Below are 15,990 nucleotides of genomic sequence, written 5' to 3'. Positions count from 1 at the left end.
CGCTTCATCTCTGCAAACCTAGCTGCGTCGTCGACCCGGACAGCTGGCCGGCCGTCTCACCGGCATGGGCGGAACTGCGACCCGAGGACGGAGAAGTACGTTGGACGACAGAGCGCAGGTAGCGAAGCGGTTCGTCTCCCTGCTGCGATCAGCCGGCAGCGGCAAGCTTCGCGACGGGCACTGGCCCATTTCCGCGTGGCAGGCCGTCCCCGGAGTGCGCGCAGCCCTGCGGCTCCTCGTCGATGTGGCGCGCAGCAGCCCGGCACCCCCTCGATTCGCCCTCCCCTGGGGCCCTACGGCTTTCCTCAACCTCTACTACTACGCGGCTCTGGCACTTCACGATGCGCCACCGGAGTCACCCGCGTTCGAGCTTGCCAACTCTTTCCTCGACGGCTTCGCATGCGGCCGCGGCGACCTGCTCGCGAACGAGGGCAGCATCAATTTCCGTGCCATGAATCCCGGCCTGGTCACCGAGTTCGCCGCCGGACCCTGGCACACCGACAGCACGCATCAGGTCTTCGATCTCTGCGCGCTCATGGCGGCCTCCGCGGAAAGCCGAGGTTGGCTGCTGCACCGCTTCTACAACGAGGTGCACGGCCCGTATCCCACCGAAACGGCCGGCCTGATTTTCGTACAGTCCTTCAACCTCGACAGCATTCTCTCCAATCCGGACGAACTATCCGCGAAGCGCTATCAGCATCTGTGTTTTCGGCTTCACGACGGATTGAACCTTGATTCGGCCGGGCTCGACTTCTGGGGCCATCTGGGGCGCGACCTCGGTTCTCTCGTACAGAGCGTCGCCGTCATCGAGACGACCGAGGCCGGCGTCACGCGGCTCCCCGCATCGCGAATCCAGGATATGAGCATGCGCCTGGAAGCCGAGATCGTCTCCCACGCGGCGCAGGTAAACACCATGACGGCGGAGCGTTTGTGTTCGGGCGTGGGTCGCCGCTTCCTCGAAGTGTGTCTCGCCGCGATGGATCATCCCGTGTCGCAGCGCCATGAAATCCTGTCGCAGCTCCCGGAGCAGATCCAGCCGAATCCCGCCTGGTCCGGTACCCGCGAGGAATTCCTGCGCCCCATCGAGAACCTCGCGACGCTCGCCTGAGGCCAAGACCTGGAATCCAGCGGACTCATACCGCCACGATGGTGTCCACCGGGCGGATGTCGCCTTCGCTGCCGAGAACCAGATGTCCCCGGTCCACGGTCGGCGGCAGCAGGCTCGCCGTCGTAGCGTCTCTGAGCCGGCGCGACCATCCCGAGTACATCGCGGCAGCCTGCCCGCCCACCAGGCGAAGCGCTGTCTGCGTCGCGGAGACCGCGAATCTCTCAGCCGCCGCACGCGCGACGAGCGTCGAACGCGGATCACTCCGGAACGTCGGGGACGTCGCTCGATCGAGCACCGCGGCACTCGTCTCCTGAAGCTCCAGGAGGCCGCCGAACATCCGCGCCTCCCTGTCCCCCCATCGCCCGTCTCCCGCGAGATCATCCCGGTCGGACTCGATCGCTTCCGTCGTCGCGACACCGATCCCGTGGAGAATCGCCGCGTAGCCGATCCCCCATAAATGCGTGGGCAACTGGCCGGCGATCGGCAGGACCGTGCTCTCCGGCACCACGGAGTCGATCAGCACGCCCCGTGAATCGGTGGCTCGCAGGCCGAGCATCTCGAACGGCTCACCTATGTCGAAGCCGTCCGAGCCGACGTTCAGAACCGCGGCGGAGACGGCTTGCCGAGCACGGTCGCCGACCAGCGAAAACGCCACATCTGCGTTCGCCACCCCGCTGCAGAAGTGTTTCCTGGCCCGGACCCGCACAGTCCCGGGCCCCGAGGGCTCCACCGTTGAACTGCGCACCGCCTGCCGGCGGTAGTGCATCCCTGGTTCGCTGTTCATCGAGCACAGGATCGGCGTCTCCTCACCACTCACGTCCGACAGGACACCACGGCTGCCGGCGGGAGTGACGACGTCGATGAAAGCCACCGCGCAGTGATGCATGTGCAGCACGAACGCCGTCGACGCGCAGCACTTCGCGATCTTCACGATCTGACCGACGTATTGGCTCGTGGACTCCCGCATCCAGAGCGGATCGTGGGCGAACAGCCCTTCCGCCTTCATCTCAGCGATGAATGGCCGGGCGAGAGCGCCCATCCGATCATGGTGGGGTGCAACGACCTGAACTCTGGCGAGGAAGGCGTCAGAAGCGGCGAACATCCTTACGCCCGCAACGGTCCACCCTCGAGCTGGCCCAGGACCTGCTCGATGAGTTTGGCGCGAACACCCGGCTCGACCGGAGCACCCGCGGGCAGACCGCTGGACGCGCTGTACCGACGGCTCCAGCCTCGATCACCGTTGGGTATGTGCACAAAACGCTCCTGGCGAGACTCCGGCCCTCTGATCACCAGCGTCAGCGCCGGCTCGAGCGCCTCGATCGAGTGGACATGCGACGGCCACAGCACATACGAGTTCCCGGGCAGTTCGACACGTGCGGACACCAGTGGCTCGGCCCCCACGGGCCGCTGCTCATACGTCACGTCCTCCTCGAACAGCAGGTGGCGAAGACGGCCGGTCAGCACGCGCGAGGCGAACACCCACCGGTGGCTGTGCCGGCTCCCCGGGGCTGCGGAGGGAAACACGTGCAACCGCAACGACGGACCGCCGTCAGACTCGGCCAGGACCACCTTGTAAAGGTTAGGGAACTGCTCGATCCGCTGCGAGCCGGACGCCACGAGGTCTCGAATTCGCTCAGGCTCCCGCGCAATACCCTCAAGAACGTCCGGCAGAACCGCGGTCAGTTCATTCGCGTCACGCCAATCCAGCCCGCTGATCCGTTCAATCGCCGAACTGACTGATGCCGAATTCACTGATGCCGAATTCACTGATGCTGAATTAGCTGAGGTCAATCCACTCGCCCACTTCTGGGAAAATAACTTCACCATCAAAGCTCGACGCTATCTCACGCTGCACCATGTGGTAATCGGACGGATCTGCGAGATGCTGCACAAAAATACGCTTGACACCCCACTGCGCCGCTAGCTCACCGACCTCACTCGCCACCGGAAACTTGAAACGCTGCGCGTCCTCGGCTTTGGAGGACGGACCCCATACAGACAAGACCACGGCGTCGATTCCGGTGAGCCGGGATTGGTGCGGCGCGAGTCCCGCAGCGGCGGTATCAGGGATGTAAGCGAGAGAGACCGGCCCCTGTGTCACGCGCGCGCCCCACGTTTCAACAGCGTGTTCCAGTTTCAACCACTCGTAGCTGGTCTCACCCAATGTGACGTCGCTGGTAACAACGTCGATGCGCCGAGGACCTGAACCCGCGAACAAAATCGGATAACCGCTGCGCGCGTAGTCGAGCATCGCGAGACGCTCGTGCGGGACCGCCCAATCCACTTTCTCCGGCCGACTGGCACTACCCAGAAGCCACGTCATGATGAAAGCCGGCACACCGCCACAATGATCCGCATGATCATGAGAAGCGAAGATGAGCCCGATATCGTCCGGGGTGAGGCCGAGGTTTTTCAACCCCTGCACCGCATATGGCCCGACGTCGATCAACGAATGCCGCTCACGGCCCTGAACCACAAGGCCCAACGACGTCACCCGCTCAGGGTCGACGTTCCGCGTACCGAGAAATGCAACCTTCAACTTTCCTCCAAGGCCCGATGCCGTGTCCACACTGACCAATTCACGTAGCCGTTGACCGCGAGTCGAACGTATCCGCCCGCCAATCCACACAAGAACTCGGCCCGGTTGCCGGCATCGCGCACAGAGGCACGCAACATGTTGCCAGGCTACGCCGTCCGGCAGCTCGCGCCACCCCTGCGTACCAACACAAAGGACACCAGCGGTCCGCGGCGCCCACCGAGTGTCGGCCTATCAGCAGCCACAGCCCCGCGACGGTGAAATCCGGTCCACGACCCAGTACAGCGGCAGGCGAGGGCATAATGAGCAACGTGTCAATTGTGCTGATACCCAGCTTGCTCGGTTCCCCTCGCCTTTACTCCGAGCAGCTCCCCGCGCTCTGGCAAACAGACCAAGTCACCGTCGCAGCGCATCAGCACGACGAAAGCATGACCGCGATCGCCAGCCGGATCCTCGCAACGGCCCCGAGCCGCTTCGCCCTGGCCGGCCTATCCATGGGCGGCTATGTCGCGTTCGAAATCATGCGCCAGGCCCCCGAGCGGATCACCCACCTGGCCCTGATGGACACCAGCGCACGCCCGGACACACCCGAGCAGAGCCAACGCCGCCGCGACCAGATCGCACTCGCCAAGAACGGCCAGTTCAGCGACGTGGTCGACCAGCTGTCGCAGCTATGGGTGGGCGAAACTCACCCCAACCGTGCCCCGCTACGACAACTGATCGCCCAGATGGCCTCCGAGACGGGCCCCGACGCTTTCGCCCGCCAGCAACAGGCCATCATCAACCGCACCGACTCCCGCCCCGGCCTGGCCGCGATAACCTGCCCCACCCTGGTCCTCGTCGGCAGCGACGACGAACTCACCCCGCAGGCCCACGCAGTCGAGATGTCGAGCGGAATACCCAACTCTCAGCTGGTCGTAGTACCCGACTGCGGCCACCTCTCCGCCATCGAACAGCCCCAAGCCGTAACCCAGGCCCTGCTCCAGCTACTCCAGCACTAGGCACTCGACGCGTCCCTCCGGCTGCTCCGGCCCGTCGGCAGGTACCTTGGACGGCAGATGCTTTCGGGACCGCAGAGGGGGCACAGGTGAGCGCTCAAGCCTTCGGCGCGAGGATGCCGACGCACGTGACCCTGGACGACGTCGCGAATATGGCAGCCGCCGACGAGAACCACCGGTACGAGCTGAGTCCTGAGGGAGTGCTGTCGATCATGCCCCCCGCAGACCCTGAACATGCGCTGTTGGTGATGCGCATAATTCTCTGGCTCGCCAGCCATGGCTACGAAGCCGAACAGATCGCTGCCGACTGCGGCATCGACGTCGGCGGTGGCCGCGTACCGGACCTGACAGTGTGGGCGAAAGGCATGCCGCCGCGTCGTGCCCGGTCGAGCTACGCCGGCACGTCCGGGCTTCTCCTCGCTGTCGAAGTGGTCTCCAGCGGGTCCGAGATCGTTGACCGGATCACGAAGAAGGCCGAATACGCGAAGGCCGGCATCCCGCGATACTGGATCGTTGAGCGTGATGGTGGAGCGACCGTGCACCGGAACGTCCTGAACGAATCCGCGGAGTACGAGCCTGACCCGGCAGGGCCTCAACCGCTCACCTGGCTCCTGTCCTCAGCCCCTGATATTGAGTGAATCCACTGCCAGGGTGACGATCTGCCGGGCTCCGGCTGGGCGTCAGTGCCGCCTCGACCGCCGCGAGGCAGCACTGGGAGCCAGCTGATCGCCGGGCGGGCCGAGAAAACGACAATCCCCCATCCGCGACTCAGCGGACAGGGGATGCAAAGAATTACCGTGGGCGATACTGGGATCGAACCAGTGACCTCTTCCGTGTCAAGGAAGCGCGCTCCCGCTGCGCCAATCGCCCCTCACTGCACTTCCGAAAAAGGAAGCTTGCGAGGTGGAGACGGGATTTGAACCCGTGTACACGGCTTTGCAGGCCGTTGCCTCGCCTCTCGGCCACTCCACCGAGGTGGCCCCGGTGTGGCAGGCCGCTCCGAGCGGACGACGGGATTCGAACCCGCGACCCTCACCTTGGCAAGGTGATGCGCTACCAGCTGCGCTACGTCCGCGTTGCACACCGCCCGGTTTCCCCGGCGACGCAGGAAACATTAGCCGGTCGCCGGTGCCCACGCCAAACCGGGGTACCCCGGCGTGTCGTGAGCAGCGAGGATGGGCGGATGGAGATCCGGCAGATCACGGCGGCCGAAAGGCCGGAGACGATGTTCCCGCTTCAGGCGTACGCGTTCACGCCTTCGCCCTGGTCAGCGGAGGAGTCGGAGGCGTACCGGCGCCGGATGCGGTTCTTCGGGACGGCGGTGAACCTGATCGCCGAGGAGGACGGCGTGGCGCTCGCGGGGGTGGCGTCGCTGCGGATGCGGCAGAACGTGCGGGGGCTGGTGCACGACATGGCGGGTGTGGCGTCGGTCGCCTCGCATCCGTCGGCTCGGCGGCGCGGGCTGGTTCGCAAGCTGCTGACCCGGTTGCTGCGGCAGGTCAAGGACGAGGGGTGCGCGGTGAGCGCCCTGTATCCGTTCCGGCCGAGTTTCTACGCCAAGTTCGGGTTCGTCGGGATTCCGCGCCGGCGAACGACGACGTTCGCCCCGGAGGGGCTTTCCGAGCTGCTGCGGCGGGACCTGCCGGGTTCGGTCGAGCGCCTGCCCATGTCTGAGGGCTTTTCGGCGTACGAAGGGCTGGCGCAAACCCTGCTGGACAGCCGCCACGGCTTCTCGGTCTTCGACGACGTGCGTGCCGCCGAGTATCGCGAGGACCCCGTGTGGCTGGCGGTGGCCCGGTCCGGTGATGAGGTGGTGGGTGCCCTGCGCTACCGGATCGACGGGCACGGCGGAACCCTGTCCGGGTCGGATCTGCTCACCACGGGGCCGCTGGGCCGGGCGCTGCTGCTGCAGTTCCTGGGCCGGCACGTTGATCAAGTCGCCCGGATCACGCTGACCGTCGGCACCGACGATGTGCCCGAGTTGTGGGGCACCGACCTGTCCGCGGTCACCGAGGGCAAGGTCGACTATCCGCGGGACAACGCCCCGATGGCGCGCGTGCTGGACGTGCCCGCGCTTACCGGGAGCCGGGTCGGCACCGGCGCGGTGACCGTCGAGGTTGTCGACGACGAGCTGATCGGCGGTGTCTGGAGCCTGGGCGCCGACGACGGGCAGCTCACGGTCACCGCCGGCGGCACCCCGTCGGCGACGCTGACGGTGGCCGGCTTCAGCGGCCTGGTCTACGGCGTCCTCGACCCGATCGAGGTCCTGACCCGTGGGCTCGGCGATGTCACCCCGGACGCGGTGACCCCGTTGAGCGAGCTCTTCCCCCGCCGGATGCCCTACCTGTTCGCCGACTTCTGACGCTTTCAGGAGGCGACGGGAAGATGTGAGATTCAGGAGGCGACGGGCGCGACGGGAAGACCCGGGGAGGTGAAGGCCCGTCCGTCGTCGGTCACCGCGGCGGACTCGTACCCCTCGTCGACCCGCTTGGCGAGCCACCCGAGTCCGTTCTCTCCCATGGCGAGCGCCGCTGTCGCGTACGCGTCGGCCAGTGCCAGATCCGGGCCGACCACCGTGACCGACCGCAGGCCGCTCGCGGCCTTCCCGGTGCGCGGGTCGAAGACGTGCGCGCCCCGCTCGTAGGTCCCGGACGTCGCCACCGCACCGTCGGACAGCTCCAGCACCCAGCTCAGCTTGTCGGCCTCCCACGGATGCCGGACTCCGACCCGCCAGGGCCGCCCACCAGGTCCGGAGCCGCGCATGCGGATGTCACCGCCGGCGCTCAGGAAGTGCCGGCTCGACCCGGCTTCGACGAGTCGCTGCGAGGCCACCTCGACCGACCAGCCCTTGACATATCCGGACGGGTCGAGCGGCCCACCGGCGTACGCGTCGAAGTAGCCGTCGGTGTCCCGCCACAGGTCGGCGCACCGGTCCAGAACCAGGCGGAGGTCCGCCGAGCAGTCCTCCAGCCGCAACGAGCCGTTCCGCAGGCGGCACACCTCGCTGTCGTCCTTGTACGTACTGAAGCGGGCGTCCACCTCGTGCAGCCAGGCGCAGGTGGCGGAGACCAGCTCACCGAGCCGCGAATCGGGTAGCTCGTCGGCCAGTTCGATGCTGACGACCGTACCCATGACCTGCTCGACGTGGCGCACGAACCTGGACCCTACGCGCCTGCCTTGTCCAGCGCGGCCTGGAGGGACTCGACATACGACTGGCTGGTGAAGGTCGCACCGCTGACGGCGTCCACGTCGGCGCTCTGCGCCGCCAGCGTGGCCTCGTTGAGCTTCTTCACCGCGTTCGGGTTGATGGTGCCGCTGAAGTCCTTCGTCGGGTACGTGGCGTCGGCCGCGCTGACCTTGCCACCGCTGACCTTGATGGTGACCTGGACGGTGCCGTACGGGTTCGTCGCCGCCTTGCCCTTGTAGGTGCCGGCCTTGAGACCAGCTTCCTCCTCGGCGGGCTCCTCTTCCTTCTTCTTGTCCTTGGACGGGGCCGAGCTCTTCTTGTCGGACGGCTTCTTGGTCTCCGAAGCGTCCGGCTTGGGTTCGTCGGCCTGCTCCTGCTCCTGCTCCTGCGCGACCGGTGCGGTGGCGACCGGTGCGTCCGGCGGCTGCACGCTCAGGCGGACCCCCAGGATCAGGGCCGCACCGGTGAGGGTGCCGACAGCTGCTGCGGTACTACGTCGCATCGGGGGAACTCCCAGGTCGTAGAGGGACGAGTGATCAGAACTCGAAGGGGTCCAGGTGGAGCTGGCTGTCCGGCACGTCGAGCTGGCGCAGCGTGCCGACCGCCGCGTTCACCAGCCCGGGAGGGCCGCACAGGTAGACGTCGCGCCGGTTGACGTCCGGCACCAGGCCACGCAGGCCGTCAGGGGTGAACAGCCGGGCCGGGCCGGGATCGGTACGGGACCCCACGATGTAGCGCACCCAGGCGTCCCGCTGCTCGGCCAGTTCCTCCAGCTCGGCGCGGAAGACCAGCTCGTCGGGGCGGCTCGCCCGGTAGATCACGATGGTGTCGGCGGGCATGTCCTCGAGCAGGGCCCGGATCGGCGCGATGCCGCTGCCACCGGCGATGAGCAGGGCCCGCCGCCGGGTACGCCGCTGCGCCGTGAACGTCCCGAACGGTCCCTCCGCCCAGACCGGGGTGCCGGGCAGCATCGCCGCCAGTTTCCGGGTGTGCCCACCGGCGATCGTCACGGTCAGGCGCAGCCACTGCTGGTTCGGGGCGGCGGAGAGAGAGAACGGGTGCGACTGCCACCAGCCGTTCGCGGTCAGGAAGCGCCACCGCATGAACTGGCCGGCCTGCGCGGGCAGCTTGTCGAGCCGCTTGCCGTCGATGTAGATCGAGAACGTGTTGGCGCCCTCACCGACCACCTCGGCGACGGTGAACCGGTGCCGGGCGTTCAGCCAGAGCGGCTCGATCACGCGGCCCCAGATCAGCGCGGCCAGGGTCAGAGCGCCGAGAGCGGGCCAGAAGACCTTGGCGAACTTGCCGGTCATGTCGGCGCCGACGGCCATCTGGTGGCCGTACCCGAGGAGCAGCACGCCGTAGCTGGTCAGGTGGATCAGGTGCCACAGCTCGTACGGCAGCAGGTTGCGCATGAACCGGATCGAGACGAGCGCGATCAGGACCAGCATGCCGGTCGCCACCGCCGCGCTGATCATCTCCGGGAACGTGGTGATCACGGTCCAGGCCTGGTCGACGACGCCGGTGTCGGCGGTGAGCGCGTAGCCGTACGAGATGAAGACGATGTGCGCGACGACCGCGGCGAGCAGCGAGGTGCCCAGCCAGCGGTGCCAGATCAGGAGGTCGCGGGAGCCGACCCACTCCTCCAGCCAGGAGACCCGGCTCATCATCAGCAGCTGGATGAAGAGTAGGTAGCCGCCGATCAGGCCGGTGATCCGGCCGGCGGCCAGCATCGTCGAGGTGGTGTCGCTGACCGCGCCGGCCTGGGTGTTGAAGAGCCAGAGGGCGATGCTGGTGGCCAGGCCGGAGAAGAACAGCAGGACGGTGAGGAGGCGGTTGCCGCTCGTCGCCTCGGCCGGCGGCCGGTCGTCCTCCGGGATCGGCACGCCCGCGCCGGCCTGCCAGCCGCTCGGGTCGGTGTGCGACTCGACAGCGATGTCGCCGCGACGGTAGGGGTCGGCCGGCTCGAACGCCGCGTGCTGCCCGGAGGCGTTCGACCAGGACGGCTGCGGCGGGTTGTCCCAGGACGGCGGCGGGGACGGGTTGTCCCAGCTGGGACCCGAGTCGGAGCGCAGATCAGCGAAGTAGCCGTCATCGTCGGGCAGCTCTCGCTGGTCCTGGAAGGCCGGAATGGCCATCGTCCTCACCTGCTCAGCAGTCGTCTCACGGCGTCTGCCACCCCTGCGGCTGACGTGACGGCCCGGTCGCCGGAAAAGGCCGTCAGGATTGGGTACGCGCACGACGGCCGGTTGGCTCAACCGGATCCGGAAAATTCCGAGCTACGGGATCGGGATAGGTTTCCCGGGTGCGTTCCGAAGATGTGGTCACCGTGGTCGGCGTCGGCGCCGGCGGGTGGCAGGACCTTTCCGGTACGGGCAGACGAGCGCTCGATGCCGCAGAAGTGATCTTCGGCAGCGCCCGCCAGCTCGCACTGTTACCGGATTCGATCTCCGCACGGCGGGTGCCCTGGCCGTCCCCGCTGGTCCCGGCGCTGCCCGGCCTCCTCTCCGCCGAACGCGGCCGCGCGACAAGCGTCCTGGCCAGCGGCGATCCGATGTTCCACGGGATCGGCACCACGCTGGTCCGGCTGCTCGGCGCGGACCGGGTGCGGGTGCTGCCGCACCCGTCGTCGGTGTCGCTGGCAGCGGCCCGGATGGGCTGGGACCTGGCCTCGGCGGACGTGGTGACCTTGGTCACCGCACCGGTGGAGACGCTGGTCAGGTGGCTGAACCCGGGCCGGCGGATCCTGATCCTCTCGGCCGGTGCGCAGACACCGGCGGCGGTCGCGGACCTGCTGGCGGCCCGCGGTTACGGGTCGTCGGAGATGACCGTTCTGGAACAGCTGGGCGGTCCGGGCGAGCGGGTGGTCACGGGCACGGCGGACGGGTGGGTGGCCCCGGCGGGCGATCCGCTCAACGTGATCGCGGTGCACTGCGGCGGCGGGCCGCCGGCTCCGCTGGTGGCCGGGCTTCCCGATGAGGCGTACGCCTCCGACGGTCAATTGACCAAGCGAGAGGTACGGGCTGTCACGCTCGCCGCCCTCGCACCCGTACCCGGCCGCCTGCTCTGGGACGTCGGTGCCGGCTCGGGCAGCATCGGCATCGAGTGGATGCGCAGCCATCCGTCGTGCCAGGCGATCGCCGTCGAGTCGTCCGCGGAACGGGTCGCCACCGTCACGGCGAACGCGGCGGCCCTGGGCGTACCCGGACTGCGAGTGGTACACGGCCGGGCCCCGGAGGCCCTCGACGGCCTGCCGGCACCGGACACGATCTTCCTTGGGGGCGGTTTGACACGCGACGGAGTCCTGGACCGCTGCCTCGCGGCGCTGCGCCCCGGCGGCCGGCTGGTCGCGAACGCGGTCACCGTCGAATCGGAGGCGGTGGTCGCCGCGGCCCACGCGAAACTCGGCGGCGAACTGACCCGGATCTCCGTGCAGCGCGGGTCACCGGTGGGCGGCTTCACCGGCTGGCGCCCGTTCATGCCGGTCACGATCTGGTCGGTGATTCCGCGATGACCGTTCATTTCATCGGCGCCGGGCCGGGGGCCGCGGACCTCATCACGCTGCGCGGCCACCGGCTGATCGCCACGTCCGCTGTCTGCCTGTACGCGGGCAGCCTCGTACCCCCTGAACTGCTCGACGCCTGCCCGCCCGGCGCCCGGCGCGTGGACACCGCCAACCTGAACCTGGACCAGATCATCGCCGAGATGATCACCGCACACCAAGCCGGTCATGACGTGGCCCGCCTGCACTCCGGCGACCCGTCAGTCTTCAGCGCTGTCGCCGAACAGATGCGCCGGCTCGACGCCGCCTCGGTGCCCTACGACGTGACACCCGGCGTACCGGCGTTCGCGGCGGCGGCCGCCTCCCTGGGCCGGGAGTTCACGGTACCGGGGGTGGCGCAGACGATCATCTTGACGCGCACCGCGGAACGGGCCACAGCGATGCCGCCGGGTGAGGATCTGGCGACGCTGAGTGCCAGCCGGGGCACGATGGTGCTCCATCTGGCGGTCCAGCGGATCGAGGCGGTGGTGGCCGAGCTGGTGGGTAACTACGGGGCGGATTGCCCGGTCGCGGTGGTGGCGCGGGCCAGCCGGCCGGACGAGTTGATCGTGCGCGGCACCCTGGGCGACATCGCGGTGCGGGTGAAAGAGGCGGGCATCAAACGGACTGCCGTGATCGTGGTGGGTGCGGCTCTGACTGCCGCTCACTTCCCCGACAGCCATCTCTATTCCACGGACCGCTGCCGGCCCGACTCATCTTCGGCTTCTTCGGCTTCGCCGGACCGCTGCCGGTCGTGAGGGTGCTGCTGCTCGGCGGGACGGCGGAGGCTCGTCAGCTGGCGGGACTTCTCGTGGCTGACGGGCACACCGTGATCACCTCGCTGGCGGGGCGGACCAGCACGCCGCTGCTGCCGCCCGGCGAGGTGCGGATCGGCGGGTTCGGCGGGGTGGACGGGCTCGTCGCGTATCTGCGTGACTCTCGCGTGGACGTGCTGGTGGACGCGACCCACCCGTTCGCGGCGACGATGACCGAGCACGCGGTTGCGGCGGGGAGGGCTTCTGGCGTACCCCTGAAGATCTTGCGAAGGCCCGGCTGGACCGCCGGTCCGGGCGACGAGTGGCACCGCGTCGCGTCACTCACCGCGGCCGCGACGCTGCTACCCCGGCTGGGTCGGAGGGTCTTCCTGACCACTGGCCGCCAAGGTATCGCGGCCTTCGCCCACCTGGACGAATGCTGGTTCCTGGCCCGCTCGGTCGAACCGCCTGGCACACCCGCCCCGCGCCATCTGTCGGTGCTGCTCGACCGCGGTCCGTTCACGATGGACGCTGAGCGGCGGTTGATGCTGGACCACCGCATCGACGTACTCCTCACCAAGGACAGCGGCGGCTCCGACGCCAAACTGGCCGCCGCCCGCGCCCTGACCCTCCCCGTCCTCATGATCAACCGCCCTCCCCCACCTCCGGTCCCGCTCTTCCCCACCCCCTACGCCATAGCCCTCGCCCTCCGCTGACCCAGCTGGCCCCCAGCGCCGCCTCGGCTCGCTCGACACACCGCTCACAGCCAGCCGGAACGCTCAGCTGGGCGTCAGCGGTGCCTCCCGGCCGTTTCCACACCCCTCACAGCCAGCCCGGACGCACAGCTGGCCGTCAGCGGTGCCTCCCGGCCGTTTCCACACCCCTCACCGCCAGCCGGGACGCTCAGCTGGGCGTCAGCGGTGCCTCCCGGCCGTTTCCACACCCCTCACCGCCAGCCGGGACGCTCAGCTGGCCGTCAGCGGTGCCTCCCGGCCGTTTCCACACCCCTCACCGCCAGCCGGGACGCTCAGCTGGCCGTCAGCGGGGCCTCCCGGCCGTTTCCACACCCCTCACAACCAGCCGGGACGCACAGCTGGCCGTCAGCGGGGCCTCCCGGCCGTTTCCACACCCCTCACAACCAGCCCGGTCGCTCAGCTGGCCGTCAGCGGGGCCTCCCGGCCGTTTCCACACCCCTCACAACCAGCCGGGACGCTCAGCTGGGCGTCAGCGGGGCCTCCCGGCCGTTTCCACACCCCTCACCGCCAGCCGGGTGGATGGGCTGAAAGTTGACACTGGTGGGGGTCTGCTGAGCGGGGGTATCGGTGCGAGGCTCGGGGGATGCCGGGTCGTGCGCTGCATGCCGAGATCGAAGCCGTGCGTGCGCTGGTGGCGGATGGGCTGGCGGAGGTCAGCGCGGCGGCGGGTGATCTTGAGCAGTTCTGGATTCGGTCGGCTTGCCTGCGGCTTGCGGCTGTTGATGCCGCGCTGGTTGAGGCGGCGGGTCGCATAACGGTGTCTGTGCAGGTCGCAGTGGGGACGGTTGTGTCGTTCGGCGTGGTATCAGGTGTTGCCGCGCTGGGGCAGGTGGCAGGGCTGGGTTCAGGTGCGGTCGTCGTTCTGGCCGGTGTGGTGCTGGGGGTGCTGGTCGGCACGGCTCCGATGGTTGGTCACCGTGTTCGGGTTGCTGTGGGGCGCCGGCGGTTGGCGCGCGCCGGGAGGGTGGGGGGCGCCGAGCCGGTCGGGGCCGGGGATGCCCACATCGGACTTCTTGTTGTGCCGGAGTCGCTGGAGCGAGCCCGGATTCGGCTGGTCTCCGCGACGTTGCGGGAGGTCGGTTCGGGGAGTTGGCGGGTGCCGCAACTGCGCCTGGCCGCCCGGACGGATCCGGTGCGCCGGCTGGCTCATGCTGACCTTCTGCTCTGTCAGGCGATCGATTGCCTGGAGCGATACCTGGACGATCTCGCCAAGGGCTGGCCGTGAGCCGCGAGGGACAGCGGGAGGGCCGGCCGTGAGCCGCAAGGGACAGCGGGAGGGCCGGCCGTGAGCCGTGAGGGACAGCGGGAGGGGTGGCGTGAGGCGGGACGATCCGTTTGCGGGTGGGGTGGGGCGGCGGCTCGTGCGTATCGATCGGGAGCTGGCGGCGGCGGTTCTGGATGCGCAGGTCCGGGACTGGGTGGCGGAGCGGCCGGACCGGGTCGGGTTCGCTCGGCTGGGGCAGGCGCGGCACGAGGTGTACACGGCTGCCCGGCGATATCGGGCGGCGCGGCTGCGGCTGGAGACCCCGTTGGTGATCGCGTGCGGGGTGATCGTGTGCGGGGTGATCGTGTGGCTGGCTCTGTCCGTGCGGGCTGTGGGTCCGCTGCTGCTCGGTGGTGCGGCCGTCGGAGGGTTCTGGGCTGCGGTCGCGACCGGGGCGGGGATCCGGTGGGTTCGGCGGAGGCGGGCGCGGAACGCTTGGGTGGGGCCGGCGCCGATTGACGATCCGTACCTCTATGCCGGGTTGCGGCGCCGGATCGAGGCCTGTGCCGCCGCCGCCCGTGCTGATCGGTCGTACCTGAGGCGGCCGGCCGCCGCCGATCTCGAGTATGCGCTGGACTGGCTCGCCGCCGCCCAGGACGAACTGCCGGGCCGGACCTGACCGAACCGCGGCGGTCAGGTCTTGGCTTTGAACGTGCTCCGGTAGGCCTGCGGGGTGGTGCTGAGCCGCTGAGTGAAGTGGTGTCGCAGCGTCTGCGCGCTGCCGAACCCGGCCCGGCCCGCGATGGCGTCGACGCCGAGGTCGGTCTCCTCCAGCAGGCGGCGGGCCAGCAGGACGCGCTGGCCGGTCAGCCAGTCGTGCGGGGTGGCGCCGGTCTCGGCACGGAAGCGGCGGGCAAAGGTACGCGGGGCCATGTGGACGGCATCGGACATGCTTTCCACGGTGTGCTCCTGGTCGAGGCGTTCCAGCAGGTCGTTGAGCAGGGGCTGGAGGGTTTCGCAGGAGACCGACGACGAGATGGGGCGCTCGATGTACTGCGCCTGGCCGCCGTCGCGGTGCGGCGGCACCACCATCCGGCGGGCGATCGTGGCGGCGACCTCGGAACCCTGCTCCTCGCGGATCAGGTGCAGTCCACAGTCGATCGCCGCGGCGGTGCCGGCGCTGGTGACGATGTTGTCGTCGACGACGTAGAGGACGCCGGGGTCGACCTTGGCGTTCGGGTAGCGGCGGGCGAGTTCGTCGCTGTGCCGCCAGTGGGTGGTGCAGCGCCGGTCGTCGAGCAGGCCGGCCTCGCCGAGGGCGAACGCGCCGGTGCAGACGCTCATCACCCAGGCGCCGCGGGCCTGGGCGCGGCGCAGCACGTCGAGCACCTGGGGCGAGACCACGCGGATGTCGTTGGGCACGACCGCGACCAGGTCGGCGGTCTCGGCCGCTGACAGGTCGTGGCTGGGTGCGATGTCAAAACCCGAATGACTGCGTACGGGTGCGCGGTCCACACTGCACACGGAGAACTCGTATCCCGGCAGTCCCTCCGCGGTGCGGTCGTAACCGAACAGCTCACAGAGGACGCCCAGCTCGAAGACCGCCACCTCGGGCATGGCGATCACTGCCACACTTCGCAACATACGGCCACCCTATCCGAGGTTGGCAGTTTCTTGAAGATGTATGGCATCTCTGCCACTGTTCGACGGGCTGCCACAGCGCGAAGCTTGATGCATGGGAATCACACTGGTTGTCTTCTTCGTCCTGCTATTTCTCGCTTCGGTCGCCGGCCTGACCTCGGACTCCCGGGACAGCGCCGACTGGAAGCCCACCCAGGACGGGCGCCGGGCCGCTTGACCCGGCACCCGCCCCGCACGCCGATCACTCCACCCGAGTTGGCAGGTC

General features: G+C 68.8%; 17 protein-coding genes and 3 tRNA genes. 10 read left to right on the top strand and 10 right to left on the bottom strand.

Annotated elements, in window-relative coordinates; translation table 11 throughout:
* The first annotated feature begins 100 nt into the window (after positions 1-100).
* A complete protein-coding gene (locus ACFQV6_RS01440; RefSeq protein WP_378025422.1) occupies positions 101-1,108 on the top strand; it encodes a hypothetical protein in 1,008 nt (335 codons plus the stop codon).
* A 25-nt stretch (positions 1,109-1,133) separates the two neighbouring features.
* Here the strand turns inward: ACFQV6_RS01440 and ACFQV6_RS01435 are convergent, their stop codons facing one another.
* The 3 genes from ACFQV6_RS01435 to ACFQV6_RS01425 all read right to left on the bottom strand — a co-directional run bounded on the left by ACFQV6_RS01435 (position 1,134) and on the right by ACFQV6_RS01425 (position 3,602).
* Positions 1,134-2,147, bottom strand: coding sequence for a hypothetical protein (locus tag ACFQV6_RS01435; RefSeq protein ID WP_378025421.1), 1,014 nt, complete (start codon positions 2,145-2,147; stop codon positions 1,134-1,136).
* A gap of 65 nt (positions 2,148-2,212) precedes the next feature.
* The gene (locus ACFQV6_RS01430; protein ID WP_378025420.1) at positions 2,213-2,875 is read right to left on the bottom strand and encodes a hypothetical protein; all 663 of its coding nucleotides are present in this window, start codon (positions 2,873-2,875) and stop codon (positions 2,213-2,215) included.
* 10 nt (positions 2,876-2,885) lie between these two features.
* Positions 2,886-3,602, bottom strand: coding sequence for an MBL fold metallo-hydrolase (locus ACFQV6_RS01425; RefSeq protein WP_378025419.1), 717 nt, complete (start codon positions 3,600-3,602; stop codon positions 2,886-2,888).
* A gap of 344 nt (positions 3,603-3,946) precedes the next feature.
* Between ACFQV6_RS01425 and ACFQV6_RS01420 the strand changes: the two genes are divergently transcribed.
* Both ACFQV6_RS01420 and ACFQV6_RS01415 read left to right on the top strand, forming a co-directional pair.
* The gene (locus ACFQV6_RS01420) at positions 3,947-4,645 is read left to right on the top strand and encodes an alpha/beta fold hydrolase (RefSeq protein WP_378025418.1); all 699 of its coding nucleotides are present in this window, start codon (positions 3,947-3,949) and stop codon (positions 4,643-4,645) included.
* A 125-nt stretch (positions 4,646-4,770) separates the two neighbouring features.
* Positions 4,771-5,280 (top strand): Uma2 family endonuclease, encoded by a 510-nt coding sequence (locus ACFQV6_RS01415; RefSeq protein WP_378025417.1) that lies wholly within the window; start codon positions 4,771-4,773, stop codon positions 5,278-5,280.
* 160 nt (positions 5,281-5,440) lie between these two features.
* Here the strand turns inward: ACFQV6_RS01415 and ACFQV6_RS01410 are convergent.
* The 3 genes from ACFQV6_RS01410 to ACFQV6_RS01400 all read right to left on the bottom strand — a co-directional run bounded on the left by ACFQV6_RS01410 (position 5,441) and on the right by ACFQV6_RS01400 (position 5,717).
* Positions 5,441-5,512 (bottom strand) — tRNA-Val (locus tag ACFQV6_RS01410).
* 31 nt (positions 5,513-5,543) lie between these two features.
* Positions 5,544-5,614, bottom strand: a tRNA-Cys gene (locus ACFQV6_RS01405).
* 30 nt (positions 5,615-5,644) lie between these two features.
* Positions 5,645-5,717 (bottom strand) — tRNA-Gly (locus ACFQV6_RS01400).
* A gap of 108 nt (positions 5,718-5,825) precedes the next feature.
* Here ACFQV6_RS01400 and eis point away from each other — a divergent pair.
* On the top strand, positions 5,826-7,004 hold the full coding sequence (gene eis / locus ACFQV6_RS01395; protein WP_378025416.1) for an enhanced intracellular survival protein Eis: 1,179 nt from the start codon (positions 5,826-5,828) through the stop codon (positions 7,002-7,004).
* Between the two features lie 32 nt (positions 7,005-7,036).
* Here the strand turns inward: eis and ACFQV6_RS01390 are convergent, their stop codons facing one another.
* Genes ACFQV6_RS01390 through ACFQV6_RS01380 form a run of 3 tightly spaced genes read right to left on the bottom strand, consistent with a single transcriptional unit; the run spans position 7,037 to position 9,967 of the window.
* Positions 7,037-7,774, bottom strand: a complete 738-nt coding sequence (locus ACFQV6_RS01390; RefSeq protein ID WP_378025764.1) for an FAD:protein FMN transferase — start codon at positions 7,772-7,774, stop codon at positions 7,037-7,039.
* Between the two features lie 32 nt (positions 7,775-7,806).
* Complete coding sequence (locus tag ACFQV6_RS01385; protein WP_378025415.1) at positions 7,807-8,331, bottom strand: FMN-binding protein; 525 nt, start codon at positions 8,329-8,331, stop codon at positions 7,807-7,809.
* Positions 8,332-8,365: 34 nt separating this feature from the next.
* Positions 8,366-9,967, bottom strand: a complete 1,602-nt coding sequence (locus ACFQV6_RS01380) for a ferric reductase-like transmembrane domain-containing protein (RefSeq protein WP_378025414.1) — start codon at positions 9,965-9,967, stop codon at positions 8,366-8,368.
* 167 nt (positions 9,968-10,134) lie between these two features.
* Between ACFQV6_RS01380 and cbiE the strand changes: the two genes are divergently transcribed.
* The 5 genes from cbiE to ACFQV6_RS01355 all read left to right on the top strand — a co-directional run bounded on the left by cbiE (position 10,135) and on the right by ACFQV6_RS01355 (position 14,763).
* Positions 10,135-11,343 (top strand): precorrin-6y C5,15-methyltransferase (decarboxylating) subunit CbiE, encoded by a 1,209-nt coding sequence (cbiE, locus tag ACFQV6_RS01375; protein ID WP_378025413.1) that lies wholly within the window; start codon positions 10,135-10,137, stop codon positions 11,341-11,343.
* Positions 11,340-12,128: a precorrin-4 C(11)-methyltransferase gene (cobM, locus tag ACFQV6_RS01370; RefSeq protein ID WP_378025412.1), complete on the top strand. Its 789-nt coding sequence runs from the start codon at positions 11,340-11,342 to the stop codon at positions 12,126-12,128. The genes cbiE and cobM overlap by 4 nt, the downstream gene beginning before the upstream one ends.
* Positions 12,125-12,841 carry a cobalt-precorrin-6A reductase gene (locus tag ACFQV6_RS01365; protein WP_378025411.1) on the top strand — a complete coding sequence of 239 codons (717 nt, stop codon included), beginning with the start codon at positions 12,125-12,127 and terminating at the stop codon, positions 12,839-12,841. The genes cobM and ACFQV6_RS01365 overlap by 4 nt, the downstream gene beginning before the upstream one ends.
* Before the next feature lie 622 nt (positions 12,842-13,463).
* The gene (locus ACFQV6_RS01360; RefSeq protein WP_378025410.1) at positions 13,464-14,105 is read left to right on the top strand and encodes a hypothetical protein; all 642 of its coding nucleotides are present in this window, start codon (positions 13,464-13,466) and stop codon (positions 14,103-14,105) included.
* 136 nt (positions 14,106-14,241) lie between these two features.
* Entirely contained in the window at positions 14,242-14,763 is a 522-nt protein-coding gene (locus ACFQV6_RS01355) for a hypothetical protein (protein ID WP_378025409.1), read from the top strand.
* A gap of 14 nt (positions 14,764-14,777) precedes the next feature.
* Here the strand turns inward: ACFQV6_RS01355 and ACFQV6_RS01350 are convergent, their stop codons facing one another.
* On the bottom strand, positions 14,778-15,728 hold the full coding sequence (locus ACFQV6_RS01350; RefSeq protein WP_378025408.1) for a GlxA family transcriptional regulator: 951 nt from the start codon (positions 15,726-15,728) through the stop codon (positions 14,778-14,780).
* Positions 15,729-15,819: 91 nt separating this feature from the next.
* On the opposite strand from ACFQV6_RS01350, the gene ACFQV6_RS01345 reads away from it, so the two are divergent.
* On the top strand, positions 15,820-15,942 hold the full coding sequence (locus ACFQV6_RS01345) for a hypothetical protein (protein ID WP_378025407.1): 123 nt from the start codon (positions 15,820-15,822) through the stop codon (positions 15,940-15,942).
* The last annotated feature ends 48 nt before the right edge of the window (positions 15,943-15,990 follow it).

This window comes from Actinoplanes sp. GCM10030250 (assembly GCF_042666575.1).
Classification (GTDB): Bacteria; Actinomycetota; Actinomycetes; order Mycobacteriales; family Micromonosporaceae; genus Actinoplanes.
Note: the sequence above shows the minus strand (reverse complement) of the source record. Positions and strands in the feature narration are given on the sequence as shown.

Excerpts from the sequence above, each read along its gene's own strand:
- ACFQV6_RS01435 (WP_378025421.1), bottom strand. The coding sequence starts at position 2,147 with ATGGGCGCTCTCGCCCGGCCATTCATCGCTGAGATGAAGGCGGAAGGG.
- ACFQV6_RS01420 (WP_378025418.1), top strand. The coding sequence starts at position 3,947 with ATGAGCAACGTGTCAATTGTGCTGATACCCAGCTTGCTCGGTTCCCCT.
- eis (WP_378025416.1), top strand. The coding sequence starts at position 5,826 with ATGGAGATCCGGCAGATCACGGCGGCCGAAAGGCCGGAGACGATGTTC.
- ACFQV6_RS01390 (WP_378025764.1), bottom strand. The coding sequence starts at position 7,774 with ATGGGTACGGTCGTCAGCATCGAACTGGCCGACGAGCTACCCGATTCG.
- ACFQV6_RS01385 (WP_378025415.1), bottom strand. The coding sequence starts at position 8,331 with ATGCGACGTAGTACCGCAGCAGCTGTCGGCACCCTCACCGGTGCGGCC.
- ACFQV6_RS01380 (WP_378025414.1), bottom strand. The coding sequence starts at position 9,967 with ATGGCCATTCCGGCCTTCCAGGACCAGCGAGAGCTGCCCGACGATGAC.
- cobM (WP_378025412.1), top strand. The coding sequence starts at position 11,340 with ATGACCGTTCATTTCATCGGCGCCGGGCCGGGGGCCGCGGACCTCATC.
- ACFQV6_RS01360 (WP_378025410.1), top strand. The coding sequence starts at position 13,464 with ATGCCGGGTCGTGCGCTGCATGCCGAGATCGAAGCCGTGCGTGCGCTG.
- ACFQV6_RS01350 (WP_378025408.1), bottom strand. The coding sequence starts at position 15,728 with ATGTTGCGAAGTGTGGCAGTGATCGCCATGCCCGAGGTGGCGGTCTTC.
- ACFQV6_RS01345 (WP_378025407.1), top strand. The coding sequence starts at position 15,820 with ATGGGAATCACACTGGTTGTCTTCTTCGTCCTGCTATTTCTCGCTTCG.